The organism is Xanthomonas arboricola, from assembly GCF_003353015.1.
GTDB lineage: Bacteria > Pseudomonadota > Gammaproteobacteria > Xanthomonadales > Xanthomonadaceae > Xanthomonas > Xanthomonas arboricola_E.
In genome coordinates, this window is the sequence record NZ_QREM01000007.1 from 141,019 (window position 1) to 159,489 (window position 18,471).

The window sequence follows — 18,471 nt, forward strand, 5'->3', positions numbered from 1 at the left end:
GTGCCCCGAAGGGGCGGAAGAGGGGTAGCCGGGCGTGCGCCCTCACCCCCGACCCCTCTCCCGCGAGCGGGAGAGGGGAGCACGACTAAGCGGCGCGGCGCAGCGACTCGGTCAGCGACTCGATGCTGGCGGCCTTGGGTTTGACCAGCCAGAACTTGCCGATGTAGTCGCGGAACTCGTCCAGGATCTGCTGCGCCCAGATGCTGCCGGTCAGCTCGCGGTGGCGGCTGATCAGGGTGTGCAGGTGCTGGCGATGGTTCTCGAAGCCCTCGGCGGAGACGCGATGGATGTCGATCAGCTCGTGGTTGTAGCGGTCCACGAAGTCACGCTCGATATCCAGCACATAGGCCAGCCCGCCGGTGAAACCGGCGCCGAAGTTCAGGCCGACCTTGCCCAGCACCAGCACCACGCCGTCGGTCATGTATTCGCAGCAGTGGTCGCCTGCGCCTTCGACCACCGCCAGCGCGCCGGAGTTGCGCACCGCAAAGCGCTCGCCGGCGCGGCCGGCCGCGAACAGCTCGCCGCCGGTGGCGCCGTACAGGCAGGTGTTGCCCACGATCGGCGTGCTGCGCGCCTCGAAGCGCGCACCGCGCGGCGGACGCACCACCAGCCGCCCGCCGGCCATGCCCTTGCCGACGTAGTCGTTGGCCTCGCCTTCCAGCTCCAGCTGCAGGCCACCGGCGTTGAATGCGCCGAAGCTCTGCCCGGCGGTGCCGCGGAAGCGCAGGTTCAACGGCGCATCGCTCATGCCGTGGTTGCCGTGCACGCGCGCGATGGCGCCGGACAGGCGCGCGCCGATCGAGCGATCGGTGTTGTGGATCAGGAAGCGGTGGTCGCCACCGGTCTTGTTGGCGATCGCATCGGCGAGCAGGCCGTCCATCTGCGTGGCCAGGCTGTCCGGCGATTCGTACAGGCGCTGGGCGGCGCAATGGCTGCCGTCGTAGCGCGCATGGGTGAGCAGGCGCGACAGATCGATCGTGACCCCGGCACGCGGCGAGACCTCCAGCTGTTCGAGCAGGTCGGTGCGGCCGACGATGTCGTCCAGCGACCGCACGCCCAGGTAGGACAGCCACTGGCGCACTTCCTCGGCCAGCAGGCGGAAGAAATGCTCCACGCGCTCGGGCAGGCCGGTGAAGTAGTTCGCGCGCAGGCGCTCGTCCTGGGTGGCCACGCCGGTGGCGCAGTTGTTGAGGTGGCAGATGCGCAGGTACTTGCAGCCCAGCACGATCATCGGCGCGGTGCCGAAGCCGAAGCTGTCGGCACCCAGCAACGCGGCCTTGACCACGTCCAGGCCGGTCTTCAGGCCGCCGTCGGTCTGCAGGATGGTGCGCTCGCGCAGGTCGTTGGCCACCAGCGCCTGGTGCGACTCGGCCACGCCCAGTTCCCACGGCACGCCGGCATAGCGGATCGAGCTGACCGGGCTGGCCCCGGTGCCGCCGTCATGGCCGGACACGGTGATCAGGTCGGCGCCGGCCTTGACCACGCCGGCGGCAATGGTGCCGACGCCGGCATGCGCGACCAGCTTCACCGACACCAGCGCGGTCGGGTTGACCTGCTTGAGGTCGTAGATCAGCTGGGCCAGGTCCTCGATCGAGTAGATGTCGTGGTGCGGCGGCGGGCTGATCAGGCCGATGCCGGGCTTGGCGTAGCGCAGCCGGGCGATCAGCTCGTTGACCTTGTGGCCGGGCAGCTGGCCGCCTTCGCCGGGCTTGGCGCCCTGGGCAACCTTGATCTGCAGCACTTCGGCATTGACCAGGTATTCCGGGGTCACGCCGAAACGGCCCGAGGCCACCTGCTTGATCTTGGAGCGCTTCTCGGTGCCGTAGCGGGCCGGGTCTTCGCCGCCTTCGCCGGAATTGCTGCGCCCGCCCAGGCGGTTCATCGCGATGGCCAGCGCCTCGTGCGCCTCGGGCGACAGCGCGCCCAGGCTGATCGCGGCGGTGTCGAAGCGGCGCAGCACGTCGGCCGCCGGGGCGACCTCGTCCAGCGGGGTCGGGGTGTCGGCACGCTTGAGCTGGACCAGGTCGCGCAGCGTGGAGGCCGGGCGCGCATGCACCGCGTCGACGTACTTCTGCCAGTCGCCGGCATCGCCGGTGCGGGTGGCGCGCTGCAGCGTCATGACCACGTCGGGGTTGTACATGTGGTACTCGCCGCCGTGCACGTACTTGAGCAGGCCGCCCACTTCCGGCTTGAGCTGGTCGTTCCAGGCGCGTGCGGTGAGCTCGCGCGCCTCGGTGTCCAGCCGCGCCAGGCCCACGCCGCCGATGCGGGCGGGCGTTTCGGCAAAGCACAGCTCCACCACGTCCGGGTCCAGCCCGACGATCTCGAACAACTGCGCGCCGCGGTAGCTGGCGATGGTGCAGATGCCCATCTTGGAGATGATCTTGGACAGGCCCTTGTAGATGCCCTTGCGGTAGCGGCGGCCGATCTGCGACTGCTCGCCGCCCTTGCTCAGCTGCAGGATGCCGCGCCGACCCAGGTCGAACAGCGTCTGGTAGGCCAGGTACGGATACACCGCGGTGGCGCCGAAGCCGAGCAGGCAGGCCATGTGGTGCGCATCGCGCGCGGTGCCGGTCTCGATGATCAGGTTGACGTCGCAGCGCAGGCCCACCTTGCACAGGTGGTGGTGCACCGCGCCGGTGGCCAGCAGCGCATGCGCCATCGGCCGGTCCGGCACCGGGTAGCGGTCCGACAGCAACAGCATGACGGCACCGTCGCGCGCGGCCGCTTCCACCTCCTGGCAGATGCGCTGCAGGCCGGCCTTGAGGCCTTCCTCCACGCTGTAGGACAGGTCGATCAGGCGGTTGCGCTCGACGTACTGCTCCATCTTCAGCAGCTGGCGCAGCTTGCGCTGGCTGAGCACCGGCGAGTTGAGGATGACGTGGTTCACCGTCTCCGCGCCGGCATGGAAGATGTTGGTCTCCTTGCCGAGCTGGGTGGTGAGCGACATCGCGATGCCTTCGCGCAGCGGGTCGATCGGCGGGTTGGTGACCTGCGCGAAGGCCTGGCGGAAGTAGTCGTACAGCGGCCGGGTCTGGCGGCTGAGCACCGCCATCGGGGTGTCGTCGCCCATCGAGCCGGTGGCTTCCTGCTCGGTCTCGGCCAGCGGGCGCAGGATCTGCTCCACTTCCTCGGTGCTGAGCTGGAACAGCTTGTGGTAGCTGCGCAGGGTCTGCTCGCTGAAGGGTTCTTCCACCAGCGAGGGGTCGATCAGTTCGGTCTGCAGGTAGGTCACGCCCTGCTGCAGCCACTGCTTGTACGGCGCGCGCGCACGGTTGATGCGGTCGATGGCGTCCGAATCGAGCAGGTCGCCGCGCTTGAGATCGATCGCCATCATCTCGCCCGGGCCCAGCTTGCCCTTGCGGGTGATGCGCTCGGCCGGCAGCTCCCACACGCCGGCCTCGGAGGCCACCAGGAAATGGCGGTCGGAGGTCAGCATCCAGCGCGCCGGGCGCAGCCCGTTGCGGTCGAGCATGCAGGCGGCATAGCGGCCGTCGCAGGCGACGATGCCGGCCGGGCCATCCCACGGCTCGGTGTTGAGGCCGTAGAACTCGTAGAACGCGGCCAGGTCGGCGTCCTTGAACTCCAGCGACTGGGTTGCCGGTGGCACCAGGATGCGCAGCGCCTGCAGCAGGTCCATGCCACCGGCGATCAGCAGCTCCAGCATGTTGTCCAGGCTCTGCGAATCGGAGCCGTGCATGGAGATCACCGGGTCGAACTGCGCGATGTCGAAGCGCGGGGTCTGCCACACCTTGCTGCGCGCCTGCGCCCAGCGGCGGTTGCCTTCGATGGTGTTGATCTCGCCGTTGTGGGCGAGCAGGCGGAACGGATGCGCCAGCGGCCAGCGCGGCAGCGTGTTGGTGGAAAAGCGCTGGTGAAAGACAATGGCGCTGGAGGACAGGTCGCTGCGCTGCAGGTCCGGATAGAACGTGCTCAGCTTGTCCGGCAGCACCATGCCCTTGTAGCTGATGCCGTTGGGCGAGAGCGTGGTGACATAGAAGTCCGCCACCTCGCGCAGCGCCTGCTCGGCGCGGCGGCGCGCCAGAAACAGCGCCAGGGTGAAGCCGTCCTCGCTCTGCTCGGCACCGGCATCGACGAAGACCTGCTCGATGCGCGGCAAGGTGTCGCGCGCCAGCTGGCCGCAGACGCTGTCGTCGGTGGGCACCACGCGCCAGCCGCGCAAGTGCACGCCGGCGCTGTGCAACTGGGTTTCCAGTTCGCTGCGACAGCGTGCGGCGTCGGCGTCGTCCAGTGGCAGGAACACCACGCCGGCCGCGTAGCGCGTGCCCACGGTGATGCCGGCATCGCGCGCCAGCCCGCGCAGGAACGCATCGGGTTTGCGGATCAGCAGACCGCAGCCATCGCCGGTGAGCCCGTCGGCGGCCACACCGCCGCGGTGGGTCATGCGCGAGAGTGCCGCAATCGCGGTGTCCACCAGCGAGCGGGAAGGTTGGTCGTCCAGCTGGGCGACCATGCCGAAACCACAGGCGTCGCGCTCATCGCGCACGCTGTCGTAGAGACCGTAGTCGTTGAGCCCTTGGCGAGTGCGGGGGGCCATGTCTGCCTCTTTGCGATCTGGGAGAGCGGCGACGACGTTGCAGCGCTCGATCCGTGGAGCGTTTCGAAGAGGTCACCGGATGATCGACTAGACCACAGTTGATGCGGTGCCGCAATACACCGTTACAGCTGCAACGAGGGCGGTCGCAAGGCCTTGTTCCAGCGGGCTGGGCGCCTGTCGCCGACAGGCGCCGGGGCAGGGCTCAGCCGCAACGCACCGAGGCGATCACGTTCTTGGCGTCCACTTCCAGGTTCAGCCGCTCGCCGTTGAACTCCATCGTGGTCATCTGGCCGGGTTTGAGCACGCGCACCGATTTGGCGCCGGCATCGTTGCGGGCCTGTTCGCTCACCGCCTCGGTCAGCGCCTGGCCGACCAGCGACTGCACCTGGGTGGCATCGCAGCTGCCGATCGGCGGTGCCTCGGGCGCGGCGGCCGGTGCCGGTGCGGCGGCTTGTTCGGCGGCTTGCTGCGCCTTGGCGGAGACGGCTTCCTGCTCGTCCGGTTGCGGTGAACCGCAGGCACTCAATGCCGCCAGCACGACCAGGGTACAGGCCAGGCGGGCGGTAGGCAGGACAGCGCGCATCGATGACTCCAGCACAATGAGGGAAGCCCAAGCATAAGCAGAAAACCCGCCCGCAGGCATGGCTTGCCCACATGGCGTTGCCACGGCGTTGACGCAGCCTAGTCCCGCCCGGCTCAACAATCGGCGCCTGTCCTTCGATCCGTGCGCAATGAAAGCCAAACGTGTTCTTCGCAATGCTGCAGCCACCGCCAGCGCCGCCGGCAAGCTGGCCACCGTTGCTGCCGGCGCGGTGGCCGCCACGGCCGCGGTGGCAAGCGTGGCCGCGGTTGCCCAGGCCAAGGCCACTGCGCGCGCTGCAGGGCTCACCTACGTCAACGACCAGCAGCCCGGCATCAGCCGCCGCAAGGCCGGCAAGAGCTTCAGTTACCGCAGTGCGGACGGACAACGCGTGGCCGATGCCGACACCTTGCAGCGTATCCGCGCCCTGGCCATTCCGCCGGCGTATACCGAGGTGTGGATCTGCGCCAAGCCCAACGGCCATCTGCAGGCCACCGGCCGCGATGCGCGCAGGCGCAAGCAGTACCGCTACCACGCCGACTGGGCGCAGGTGCGTGGCGAAGGCAAGTTTGAACGGGTGATCGCCTTCGGCACCGCGCTGCCCAAGCTGCGCCGGCGGCTGCGACGCGATCTGGTCCTGCCGGGCTTCCCGCGCGAGAAGGTGCTGGCCATCGTGGTGGCGTTGCTGGCCGACACCCTGGTGCGCGTGGGCAATGCCGAATATGCGCGCAGCAATCGTTCCTACGGGCTGACCACCTTGCGCAACCGGCATATGGAATTCCTGCGCGGCGGGCGTGCGCGGCTGAAGTTCCGCGGCAAGAGCGGCCAGGACCACGACATCGAAGTGGACGACAAGCAACTGGTCAAACTGATCCGCGAATGCCAGCAATTGCCGGGGCAATCGCTGTTCCAGTACCGCGATGACGACGGCCAGCTGCAACCGGTGGATTCGGGCGAGGTCAACGACTACCTGCGCGAGGCGATGGGCGAGGATTTCACCGCCAAGGATTTCCGCACCTGGGGCGGCACCCTGGCCGCGCTGCAACGTCTGGCACGGCTGCCGCTGCCAGAGCGCATGAGCGAGCGCGCGCTGACCCAGGTGCAGAACGATGTCATCCGCGAAGTGGCTGATGCGCTTGGCAACACGCCTTCGGTGTGCCGCAAGGCCTATATCGACCCATGCGTGTTCGAAGGCTGGCGTGCCGGCCAGCTGCAGGCCATGGCCACCGGCGTGCGCGGCGAGCGTCAGTGGGAGGCGGCCACGCTGCGCTTCCTGACCGACTCGCGCAGCAAGGCACGCAAGACCAGCAGCAAACCCCGCAAGGCGGCCGGGCCGCGCGCGCGGCGTGCGGCATCGGCCTGAGGCTAGCGTCGACAGGCGCGATGCTGGATGCGGTAGGTCGTCGCGGGCGGCACGTTACGGTAGGTGCGCCCGATCCTGACGGCCTCCAGATCCAGCGCGTCGAGAATCCGTGCCGGCACCGAGCACTTGAATCCGTAGGTAAACAAGTACAGCCGGCCGCCCGGCTTCAACTGCAGGAAGGCGCCACGCAAGACCGCGGCCACCTGCTGCGCCGGCATGTTCAACAAGCCCAGGCCGCAGACCACGGCGTCGACGCAAGAGCCATCGATGCGGGGCATCGACTCCAGATCGGCAACATCCATCTGCAGCAAGCGTGCATGTGGAAAGCGCTGCCTGAGCAACGCAGAGAACGCGGCGTTGTACTCGAGCAGGATGAGGTTCTTCTCGCGCACGCCCTTGTCGATCATCGCCTGGGTGAACACGCCGGTGCCCGGCCCGAGTTCGAGGACGCGGCCGGTCTGTTCCGACAATTCGGAAGTGATGATGGAAGCGAGTGCGCGTCCGGAGGGGAGTATCGCGGCAACGGAGCTGGGTGCGGTGAGCCATTCGCGAAAAAACGACGTCATATACGAACGCGCCATCTATCCTCACAACATTTGAAAGAGTTCGTTCAAGCGGCATCTGCGCACAGCGACGCAGATGCGCAATCATGCGAAAAACAAGGCTAAAGCAAGACGCTGTCCGCCGTCTGTCCTGACTGCCAATCGGCCACGAAAGTTCAGGTTGTCATCAGCATCGGTGCGTTGGCGATGCCATGTGCGCGCCGCACGATGGCGTCATCGTCGGGATGATGTGCGGGCGATCGCCACTGCAGGCGATCGCCGGATGCACTGCGCGGCGCCTGCACAACTGCCTGCATCGCGCGGGCGTGCGACAGGCAGGCTGCGCCTTGGAAGCAGTGCATGAATCGTGCAGCGGCTGCGCACCGACGGCAGCGGCAATGGCATGCCGTGGTACATCGTGCGCACGCTGGACAACCGGCAGATCACGCTTGCTGTGTCCCGGCCCGAATGCACCGAGGTCGTTTGCACGCGTTGTCCAACCGACGCGTGCAATGGCACGCTGGTCCGGCGTCATCCAGTGTGCGGTGTCGGCAGGAAACAGGCCGGGCGACGTGAGCCGCGACGACCGGCAGGGCGATAGCGCGCTGGGCGCGGACGGTGGCCAATGCCAGGGCACGGTCCAGGGCAGCTGCCTGCACGCAGCAACTGCCGCCGAACGTATCGCTGATCCGCTGGAACGTGACCAGCACCGTGGCGATGCCTGGCGGCATGCTGCTGCCTGCATCGGCGGCCGGACCCGACGCGGATTGACGCCGATGGACGCGATTGCGCTGAGTGGCGGATTGGCCGGCTGGTCGGCGTTGGGTGGGGTGGTGGTCCCGGCGGCTGCAGACGACGCAACGTGCCCGCTGTGCGTCGCCTGCCGGGGGACGGCGCTGCGTAGCGCCGGAGCCGGCGACTGGCCTCAGCCGCAGTAGATCGCGGTGATGTTGTTGTTCGGGCCGGTCTCGACGGTGAGGTGATCGCCACCGCTTTCGCTGGCGCCCTGGGCCGGGTCGGCCAGGCCGCTGGCGGTGGTGCCGCCGGTGGCGCGTTCGCCGCGGCGCACGCTGACCTGCAGGCTGTCGCTGTCCACGCGCGCCCGTTCGATGGTCTGCGCCGCAGCGGCCAGGCCGACCGCGCCGCGCACTTTATCGATATGGCACTGGCCGGAGATGGCGCCGTCGATGGGCTGTACCTGCGCAACCTGGTTGGAGGCACAGGCCGAGAGCAACAACACGGCAGCGAGCGGGGCGAGGGTGCGGATCATCGGGGATCTCCAGCGGAAGAATGCCGCAAGCGTGAAGAATCCGTTGTTGGCGTGGCATGAAGACTGTCCGCCGCATGCAACGCGGTGCCTGGCACGCCATGCCTGCCGCTGCCCCCGGGACGCTCGGCGAGCAAGGGTCGGCCGAGATGGTCGGTGCGCATGGTTTTCAACAAAGCAACCAGCAGACTGTCTGGTGCGGTGAGGGCACCGCGCGCTCGACACGCCAGGCTTGTGAGTCGAGCATCTGATCGCGGCTGAACAACGGCACCCTTCCAGGTCTCGCCTGCTCAGGGAGGACCGGTGCAATCGGTCCGTTGTGGCGCAGTGGCGCTACGACTTGGCGACAGGGCCTTGCCTCGCCTCGGCAGCCTGTGTGCCAGCCCTCGATGTCGCCGCCGTGGAGATTTGCCGGCGCGCTTATTGCGTGCGCGTCAGGCCATGGCGGTGCAGCAGCTGCCGCAGGCGGCGCTGCACCCGCTGCAGGTCCGCCTCGGCTGCCTGGTCGAGAATGCCTTTGGCCAAGGCGTCGAACTGCGGCCAGAACTGGCTGGGGTCGCGCACCCGCTGTGGCCAGACCGACAACATCTTGCCCAGGTCGGCGAGTTGATGGCTGGTATGGGTATGTCTGCGTGTGCTCATGTCGGGTCTGCCGGCCAGTCCAGTGCCACAGCGTGGACCGCGCCGTCGTCGACCAGGGTGAAAGCCAGCTCGGCCTGTGCCACCCCGTCGATCTCCAGCCGCGCCGCGATGCCCGGGCGTTGGGTGACGTCGATGACATAGGTGCTGCTGCCGAAGCGATAGCGCAGCTGGTAGCCCGGCCAGCCGGCCGGGATGCACGGCACGATGTGCATGCGCTCGCCGTGGCGCTGCAGGCCGAGCAGCGATTCGGTCAGCAGCCGGTACATCCAGCCGGCCGCGCCGGTATACCAGCTCCAGCCGCCGCGGCCAGCGTGCGGCGCCACCGCGTAGACATCGGCGGCCAGCACATACGGTTCGGCCTTGTAGCGCTGCATGCCGGCCGCGTCGCGGGCGTGGTGGATCGGGTTGATCAGGCCGGCCAGTTGCCAGGCGCGCGCGCTGTCGCCGCGGTGGGCAAAGGCCATCGTCGCCCACACTGCCGCATGCGTGTACTGGCCGCCGTTTTCGCGCACGCCGGGGACGTAGCCGCGGATGTAGCCGGGGTCGTGCCCGGTGCGGTCGAACGGGGGCACCAGCAGCTTGACGATGCCAGCGTCGGCATCCACCAGCTGCTGGTGCATCGCCTCCATCGCCTGGGCACTGCGTGCCGGATCCATCGCCCCGGACAGCACCGCCCAGCTCTGCGACAGCGAATCGATGCGGCATTCGTCCGAATCGCTCGAACCCAGCGGCGTGCCGTCGTCGAACCAGGCCCGCCGGTACCACTGCCCGTCCCAGGCATGCTGTTCCAGCGCGGTGCGCAAGGCCTGTGCCTGCGTGCGGCAGGTTGCCGCGAACGCCGCATCGTTGCGTTGTACGGCCACAGCGGAAAAGCGCAGCAACGCGTCGTAGAGGAAAAAGCCCAGCCACACGCTTTCGCCCTTGCCGTCCTTGCCGACCCGGTTCATGCCGTCGTTCCAGTCGCCGCTGCCGATCAGCGGCAGGCCGCGTTCGCCCAGCCGTGCCATGCCGCGTTGCAGGGCGAGCACGCAGTGCGCGTACAGCGACTGCACGTTGCCGGTGATCTGCGGCAGGTCGTAATACGACTCCTCCTCGGGCTTGAGCGCGCGCCCGTCGATGAAGCTCACCCGCTCGTCCAGCACGCCGGCATCTGCGGTGACCTCCAGATAGCGGCACAGCGCCTGCGGCAACCACAGAAAATCGTCCGAGCACTGGGTGCGCACGCCGCGGTCCTGCGGCGGGTGCCACCAATGCTGCACATCGCCTTGCGCAAACTGATGCGCAGCGCAGCGCAGCAGATGCGCGCGGGCCAGCGCCGGCTGCGCGTGCACCATCGCCATGCTGTCCTGCAGCTGGTCGCGAAACCCGTAGGCGCCACCGGACTGGTAGTAGCCGCTGCGTGCCAGGAACCGGCAGGCGATGGTCTGGTAGAGCAGCCAGCCGTTGGCCAGCAGGTCCACCGCCGGGTCGGGCGTGCGCACCTGCACGCTGCCCAGCACCTGCTGCCAGTGCGCGCGCACCGCCAGCAAGGCGGCCTGCGCGGCAGCGCCCCCGCGGCTCTGGCGGGCCAGTGCCAGCGCGGTGTCGCGATCCACCGCCGCGCCCAGGCGGAACACCGTTTCAAAGCTCTGGTCGGCCGCCAGCGTCACCGGAACCTGGATCGCCGCGCACGGGTCCAGGCCGGCACCCACGCGCCCGGACAGGCGTTGCCGGCCGAGTGCGGCGGGCGCGGCCAGGCTGCCGTTGCGCCCGATGAATTCGCTGCGGTCTGCGGTGATGCTGCGGCTGGGGGCGTCGGCATCGAAGAACGCCACGCGTCCGTCGAACTCGGTGTTGTACGGGTTGCGTGCGGTCAGCACGCTGCTGCCCAGGTCCACCTCGCTGACCACATGCAGCTGCGAGCGTGTGCGGATGTCGCCCAGCACCCATTCCACATAGCCGGTCACGCTGAGCCGGCGCGGGCGCCCGGACAGGTTCTTCAGCCGCAGATGGCTGAACTTGATCGGCCGTTCCACATCGACGAACACCCACAGCTCGCTGCCGATGCCGTGTTCGATATGGCTGTAGACGCTGTAGCCGAACCCGTGGCGCACCGTGTAGCGCGCGCTGCCGCGACACGGCAGCGCCATCGGCGACCAGACCTGGCCGGTGTCCTCGTCGCGCAGGTAGAAGGCCTCGCTGGAGGCATCGCCGACCGGGTCGTTGTGCCACGGCGTGAGCCGGAATTCGTGCGCGTTCTCGGCCCAGCTGTAACCGGGGCTGCTGTCGCTGACCACCGTGCCGAAGTGCGCATTGGCCATCACGTTGCACCACGGCGCCGGCGTGGCCGTGCCCGGGTCCAGGGTGATGCGGTATTCGCGGCCGTCGGCAGCGAACGCGCCCAGGCCGTTGTCGAACACCACCGCTTCTTCGGCGGCGGCCTGCAGGGTGGTGTCCAGGTAGGCGGCGTGCGTGCTGCTCGCAGACTCGGCGCTGTCCAGTTGCTGGATGGGTTCCAGTGCCGGCGGCAGCGCCCGTGCGCCAGGGTGGCGTTGCAGTTGCGCGTCCAGGCTGCCGTTGGCATCGCTCAGGATCGCGCGCGCCACGGTCTGCAGCAGCACGCGGTCTTCCTGCGCGATGTGTTCGATGGCGCGCACGAAGATGCCGCCAGGGCGGTCGAGCCCATTGGCCTCCGGGTCGGCGGCGATCAGGCCCAGGATGGCGTCCTGCAGCGCTTGCCGATAGCCGGCCTGGCTTTCGTTCCAGATCACCAGGTCCGCGCGCAGGCCTTTCAGGCGCCAGTACGCGTGCGCCTGCACCAGCTGGCGTACCAGCTCCAGGTTGTCCGGGTCGGTGATGCGCAACAGCACGATCGGCAGGTCGCCGGAGATGGCGTGGCTCCACAACGCCGACTGGCCGCGATGGTTGTGCAGCAGCACCTCGTTGTCGGCGCGCAGTTGCGGGTCGACGAACAGCACGCGCGCGGCCAGCCGCTCGTAGCGCATTGCATCGTCCAGCGAGGCGTTGATCTGCCGGCGGGTGACCTGGCTCTGGGTCAGCGCCAGGTCGAACACGCGGTCGGCCAGACGGCGGTCGCGGTACTTGTCGATCAACGCGGTGCAGGCCGCGCGCTGGGTACCGACGCCGTAGACCATGTCCACCTGCGCCTGTTGGTCCGGTGCCAGCGAGAGACGGCAGCGGATCGCCACGATCGGGTCCAGCACCGAGCCGGCCGCGCCGGACAGGCTGGCCTGGTCGCGCAGCGCCAGCGGATCGCGGGTGCTGCGCCCGCGCCCGATAAACGCGGCGCGGTCGGTTTCGTAGGAGATCGACGCCACGTCGGCATCGTGCACGGCCACCAGGTGCAGCATCCACGGCTGCGCCTCGTCGTGCCCGCGCGGGCGCCGCGTGCACAGCAGTGCCTGCTTGTCGGCCAGGATCTCGGTCTGCACGAACAGGTTGCTGAAGGCCGGATGCGCCTCGTCGGCCTGCGCCGGTGCCAGCACCACTTCGGCGTAGGTGGTGATTTCGATCACGCGCGTCTGCCGCGAACGGTTGCGGATGCGCAGCCGGCGCAGCTCCACGTCGTCCTCGGCGGAAATGGCGATTTCCAGATGGCTGTCGTAGCGCTGGTGGCTGCCCTTGAACTCGGCCTTGGCCTCGGAAAAGATCGCCTCGTAGCGCTCCACCGGCACGCAGGTGGGCTGATGCGCGGCCGACCACACCGCGCCGCTGTCCACATCGCGCAGGTAGCAGAACGTGCCCCAGTGATCGCGGGTGCCGTCTTCGCGCCAGCGCGTCACCGCCATGTCGCGCGCGCGGCTGTAGCCGCCGCCGGCCGAGGTCAGCATGGCGTGGTAACGCCCGTTGGACAGCAACTGCAGTGCCGGCTGCGGCACATCGGGGTCGCGATGGATGCGCAAGGCCATGCCGGTTTCGGCGGCCACCGGGCGTTGCGCTGCGTCGGCCAGGCCCTTGACGTACACACCGGCGCGCGGTGCGCGCTCCTGCAGCAGCAATAGCGTGGCCTGGAATTGCGGGTCGGCGACAAAGCGCCGCTGCATCGGCGCATCGCGCAACACGTGATCCAGTGCCAGCAGCGCCATGCCCTGGTGGTGCGACATGAACGAGCGCACCAGCGCGTGCTGTTCGCCACGCGGCACCCGCGACGGGGTGTAGTCGATCGCCTCGTACAAGCCGAAGCGCCCGCCGAACCCCAGCGCCTGCAGCTGCTGCAGGTTGCGGCAGGCCGCATCCGGTTCGACCATCAGCGCCATGGCGCTGGCATACGGGGCGATCACCAGGTCCTGGCCCAGGCCACGCTTGAGCCCCAGGCCGGGCACGCCGAAGGCGCGGTATTGATAATTGCGCCGCGTATCGACCGTGTTGTAGCCCGACTCGGACACGCCCCACGGCACGTTGCGTGCGGCGCCGTAGCGGATCTGCGCCTGCACCGCGCCGCGCATCGAGCGGCTCAGCAGCGTCTGCGGATAGCTGGGCATCACCAGGTCGGGCATCAGGTACTCGAACATCGAGCCGCTCCACGACAGCAGCGTCGGTTCGGCACCGGTGTCGGTGAGCGTGCGCCCGAGTGCGAACCAGCTGTCCTGCGGCAGCTTGCCCTGGGCGATGGCCACGAAGATGCCTAAGCGTGCCTCGGAGGCGAGCAGATCGTAATGGCCGCTATCCAGCCGGTGGTCGTCGACGTTGTAGCCGATCGAGAGCAGTTGCTGGGCGGGGCTGTAGAGGAAGTCGTAGTCCATCTGTGCCAGCTGCCCGGCGATATGCGCAAGCCGTTGCAGCTCCTGCACCCGCGCGGCGGCCCAGGTCTGCACGCCGGCGGTGTGGTGGCCGGCGGCGAGTTGGCGCAACGTGGCGACCGGAGCGCCGGCAGCGTCTGCAGCGTGCAGATCGACGCTGGCAGGCACTGCGGCGCACTGGCCCAGCTCGGCCAATGCCGCCTTGCAACTACGTACCAGGCGTTGCGGCCACGGTTCCTCGTCCTTGCTGTTGCCTGGCATCGCGGCCAGGAGCAGCTCGCTCTGCGCCAACAGCAGGCGCAGCGCTTCGTCGGCCTGGTGCAGGCTTGGTGCAGGTTGGCTGCGGATGCTCTGCAAGGTCTGCGACATCGCGCTTGCTGCGGCGGTGGCAGCAGCGCTGCGTGGCTGCGTCTGTTCGCCCAGCACGCCCAGGGTGTCGGCCAGCCCATCGAACACCGCCATCGACAGCGCCGGCGCATCCACCAGCGCCAGCAGCCCCTGCCGCAGCGTCAACAGGTGTCCGACCAGGTTGCCGCTGTCCACGGTGGAGATGTAGCGCGGCAACAACGGCACCAGCGTTTCGGTGTCGTACCAGTTGTAGAAATGGCCGCGGTAGCGCGGCAGCGCTTCCAGCGTGGCCAGCGTGTCGGCCACGCGGGTCATCACGCCGGCCACCGTCAGGTAGCCCAGGTCGTAGGCGGCCAGGTTGGCCAGCAGGCCCAGGCCGATGTTGGTTGGCGAGGTGCGGTTGGCCACCACCGTGACCGGATATTCCTGCACGTTGTCCGGCGGCAACCAGTGGTGCTGCGCCGTGCAGTGGCTCTCGAAGAACGCCCAGGTTTGCCGCGACAATCCACCCAGGAAGGCGCGCTGCTCCTGCGACAGCTGCGCCACCGGCGCGGCGGGCTGCTCGCCCAGCCAGGCCATCAGCCAGGGCGCGCCCATCCACGCCAGCCCCAGCGGCAATGCCGCCCACAGGGCCAGCGGCGACCACCAGGCCACCGCGGCGATCACCAAGGCCGCACTGCAGGCGGCGCCGGCCATCAGCTGTTGCTCGGCATTGCCGCTGCGCGCGCTGCGCTCCACTTCGCTGGAGGGCGCCCACTGCAACAGGTGGCGTCGGGTGATCGCCATCCGCACCAGCGTGCGGGCGATTGCCGACAGCTGCAGCCCCGCCTCGAATGGCAGGCAGGCCAGCACCACGCCGGTACGCAGCAGGTGCTGACGCAGCCCCATCCCGACCTGGCGCGCGTGATGGCGCAGTCCCAGGCCCTCGGGCGGATGCGCCAGCGCATACAGCGCCGAACACAGCCCCGGCAGCAGCCACAGCACCAGCAGCCACAGCGTCCAGCGCAACGGGGTGGGCGAGGCCAGCCAGCCGATCACCAACAGGCCCAAGGCGGCCGGTGCCACCAGGCTGCGGCGCAGGTTGTCCAGCAACTTGCCGCGCGACAACCACGACAGCGGATTGCGCGCGCGTCGGCCGCCACGGTCGGGCACCCACGGCAACAGCCATGGCAACAACTGCCAGTCGCCACGCACCCAGCGTGCGCGCCGCTTGGCATCGGTGGCATAGCGTTGCGGATGCCGTTCGTACAACCGCACGTCGCTGAGCAAGCCGGCGCGCACGTAGCAGCCTTCCAGCAGGTCATGGCTGAGCACACGGTTGTCGGGGAAGCGGCCGGCCAGCACCTGCTCGAAGGTGGCCACCGCATAGATGCCCTTGCCGATGAAGGAGCCTTCGCCGAACAGATCCTGATACACGTCCGACACCACGCGGGTGTACGGGTCGATGCCCGGCTCGATGCCGAACATGCGCGCAAACCGCGATTCGCCGCCCTCGCTCATGCCGGTGCCCAGGCCGGGCTGCAGGATGCCGTAACCGGCCTGGACGATCTGCCCGGATGCATCCATGCGCGGCACATTCAACGGATGCGACATCGCCCCGACCAGCGCGCGTGCCGCATCGCGTGGCAAGTGGGTGTCGCTGTCGAGCGTGATCACATAGCGCACCTGCACCAGCGCGGCCACATCGCCTTGCACCTGCAGGAATTCGCTGGCTGCCTGCAGCCGCGTGTCGTCGGCGCAGAGCAGGCGGTTGAGTGCTTCGAGCTTGCCGCGCTTGCGCTCTGCGCCCATCCAGCAGCCCTCGCCGGCGTTCCACTGGCGTGCGCGGTGCAGCAGGAAGAAGCGATCGCCGTGCGCATCGGCATAGGCCGCGTTGAGCCGGTCGATGTGCTGCGCCGCATGCGCCACCAGCGCCATGTCCGTGGGCAGCACTGCCTGCCCGGCATCGAGGAAATCGGTGAGCAGCGCGAAGTACAGCTGCGCGTCGCGGTTGGCCAGGTAGTGCACCTCCAGCGCACCGACCAGCTCGTCGATGGCCTCGTGGTTGGCCAGCATGCTCGGCATCACCACCAGGGTGCGGCAGTCGGGCGTGATGCCGGCACGCAGGTCCATGCGCGGCAACGGATGCGGGCGCACCCACAGCGTTGCCACCCAGTTGACCAACGCAATGCCCAGCTCGCTGGCGGCCAGCAGCGCAATGCCGGCGGTGATCCACCACAGCGTCGGCGGCAGTGCGCTCACGCCCTGCAGCAGCACGCCGCTCCACAGCAGCGCGATCGCTGCGATCGGCAACAGGTAGACCGGCAGCGCAACGCGACGCGCGCGCGGGCGCGGCGGTGCCGGTGCGCCTGACGCGGCGGGGTCGCGCAGCGCGGCACGCAGCTGCGGCAAGCCCGCATCCACCAGGTAATAGCCGACGTGGCTGGCCACCGGCGTGGCGGCATCGGCGTGCGCGGCCAGCTGCAGCACCGCCTCGGCCACGCCCGGCTCGTCGCGCTGCAGGCGCTGCGCCAGCTGTTCCACCACATGCCGGTAGCTATCGCGGGTATGGAAATCCATGCGTGCGTAGACGTCGGCCGGATCCTTGCGCAAGGTCTGATCGACCACGCTCATGGCCTCGACGAAGTCGCGCCAATCCATTTCGTCCAGGAACCGCAGGCTACCGATGCTGTTGCTGATCGCCACCTGCTCGGCTGCCTGGCGCTGGCTTTCGGCGTGCACCAGCGCTTCCACGCTGTGGCCCTCGCTTGCCAGCCATTGCTCCACCCAGGCGCTGGCCATCGACAACACCGGCCCGCGGCCCTGGATGCCACGCGTCAGCTCGGCCACGAATGCACCGCTGGCCGGCGGCTGCGAGCGCGCCAGGTCGGCCACCACCACCACCACATCCTTGGGCTGGGTGGCGGCAGTGGCGTTGAGCAATGCCGCCCAATGCGCCGCCAGGCGGCTGTCGCGTCCATCGTGCATGATGTCGTCGGCAATGCGGCGCAGGTTGTCGATCAGCGCCAGCCGCAACATGATCGGAATCGCCCACAACTCGCCGAGCTTGAGCGGCACCACTTGTTGGTAGGCGGCGATGAAACGGCTCAGCGTGATGACATCCACGCGCCCGTCGCCATGCGCCACCACCTGCAGGCCCAGCTCATACACGCGCGGCAGGCCCACCGAGGTGGGCGTGCGCAGGCGCGGCAATTGCCGGCTGTAGCCGGGCGGAAGATGCTGGCGCGCCAGGCGCATCTGTTCTTCGACCAGGTAGTAATTGTCCAGCAACCATTCGGCGGCCGGGTGCAACTGCACGCCGTCGGCCGCCATTTCGCTCAACCGCGCAGCAGTGCTGCCAAGCGAGCGCTGGTTGGATTTGAGTTGCGCCAGCAGCAGCTCGCGCGTGGGCCCGGTATGCAGCACATGGGCTTGCGCCAGCGCCTGTCCCAGCGCTTGCATCTGTTCGTCGCCAAACAGGGCCGCGCCTTGCGGCGCTGGAGCGACCGGGGACGGTTGCAATGTTGCGGCTGGCTGCGTGATCGACTGCCACCAGAGGGAGAACGCAGAAGCCTTCCGCTGTGGCGGCATCGAGACATGACCTGTGCAGCAGGTGCGCCGCTAGAGGTTGTGATCATGCGCGCTGGCCCGGTGGCGCATGTGAAGGCAGGCCGCGCGTGCGGGGCAGCAGAGGTACACCAACGCTGCGCTTGCAGCGGTGCCGTGGTGCATCGGCGTGCTGCGCAGGGGACATGCAGCGCGGCATGGCGCGTGTGCGTGGTGGCATCGCACGCGCAGACACGTAAGACAGCACGGCTGCACGAAACCCACGGCAACAGCAGCACCAGGGCGACCGCAACGCGTGATGCAGTAGCGGCTATCGCCGCGCGTCGCGTCGCGTCGCGTTGCATCGCCATCGCCATCGCCATCGCTGCGATAGCCGACGCAGTTCGCCAGTCCGTCCACCGGGTGTTGCTTCGGCAGCCCGCCCCCTGCCATCCGACCTATTGACTACACCTGTCGTCACGCCTACGGTAGCGACAACTGTAGTCATGGAGAGCGGCATGCGCGGCAAGACCATCGGGGACCAGGAGCTGGCCCTGCTGCAACACATCGAAGAACACCGGCACGCCAGTGTCGGTGAGGTGGCGGCCGCGTTCGGTGAGCCGCGCGGGCTGGCGCGCTCGACCGTGCTGACCATGATGGAGCGGCTGCGTGCCAAGGGCTTTCTGCGCCGCAAGCAGGTGCATGGCATGTACCGCTACAGCGCCACCAGCGGGCAGGACGCAGTCGTGCGTTCGGCCGTGGGGCAGTTCGTGGAAAAGACCCTGCAGGGCTCGGTGTCGCCGTTCGTGGCGTGGATGTCGCAGCGCGCCGAGGTCAGCGACAGCGAGCTGGCCGAGCTCGAAGCCCTGGTCGCCAAGCTGCAATCGCAGCGCAAGGAGGATTGAGC

At 68.7% G+C, this 18,471-nt stretch carries 8 protein-coding genes; 2 read left to right on the forward strand and 6 right to left on the reverse strand.

Annotation, left to right across the window (positions count from 1 at the left end; all coding sequences use genetic code 11):
* Window positions 1-85: 85 nt before the first annotated feature.
* Both gltB and C0541_RS04070 read right to left on the reverse strand, forming a co-directional pair.
* Window positions 86-4,558: a glutamate synthase large subunit gene (gene gltB, locus C0541_RS04065; protein WP_115045997.1), complete on the reverse strand. Its 4,473-nt coding sequence runs from the start codon at window positions 4,556-4,558 to the stop codon at window positions 86-88.
* Between the two features lie 202 nt (window positions 4,559-4,760).
* Complete coding sequence (locus C0541_RS04070; protein ID WP_115046001.1) at window positions 4,761-5,141, reverse strand: I78 family peptidase inhibitor; 381 nt, start codon at window positions 5,139-5,141, stop codon at window positions 4,761-4,763.
* 58 nt (window positions 5,142-5,199) lie between these two features.
* Here C0541_RS04070 and C0541_RS04075 point away from each other — a divergent pair, with 58 nt between their 5' ends.
* Window positions 5,200-6,501, forward strand: a complete 1,302-nt coding sequence (locus C0541_RS04075; RefSeq protein WP_193725858.1) for a DNA topoisomerase IB — start codon at window positions 5,200-5,202, stop codon at window positions 6,499-6,501.
* 2 nt (window positions 6,502-6,503) lie between these two features.
* Here C0541_RS04075 and C0541_RS04080 read toward each other — a convergent pair whose 3' ends face one another.
* From C0541_RS04080 to C0541_RS04110, 4 genes are all read right to left on the reverse strand, one after another.
* On the reverse strand, window positions 6,504-7,067 hold the full coding sequence (locus C0541_RS04080) for a class I SAM-dependent methyltransferase (RefSeq protein ID WP_238601255.1): 564 nt from the start codon (window positions 7,065-7,067) through the stop codon (window positions 6,504-6,506).
* 901 nt (window positions 7,068-7,968) lie between these two features.
* Complete coding sequence (locus C0541_RS04095) at window positions 7,969-8,313, reverse strand: hypothetical protein (RefSeq protein ID WP_016901594.1); 345 nt, start codon at window positions 8,311-8,313, stop codon at window positions 7,969-7,971.
* Window positions 8,314-8,730: 417 nt separating this feature from the next.
* On the reverse strand, window positions 8,731-8,952 hold the full coding sequence (locus C0541_RS04105) for a hypothetical protein (protein ID WP_115046013.1): 222 nt from the start codon (window positions 8,950-8,952) through the stop codon (window positions 8,731-8,733).
* Window positions 8,949-17,609, reverse strand: coding sequence for a glycoside hydrolase family 94 protein (locus C0541_RS04110; RefSeq protein WP_115046015.1), 8,661 nt, complete (start codon window positions 17,607-17,609; stop codon window positions 8,949-8,951). Before C0541_RS04110 ends, C0541_RS04105 begins: the two co-directional genes overlap by 4 nt.
* 461 nt (window positions 17,610-18,070) lie before the next feature.
* Between C0541_RS04110 and C0541_RS04115 the strand changes: the two genes are divergently transcribed.
* A complete protein-coding gene (locus C0541_RS04115) occupies window positions 18,071-18,469 on the forward strand; it encodes a BlaI/MecI/CopY family transcriptional regulator (RefSeq protein WP_193725860.1) in 399 nt (132 codons plus the stop codon).
* The last annotated feature ends 2 nt before the right edge of the window (window positions 18,470-18,471 follow it).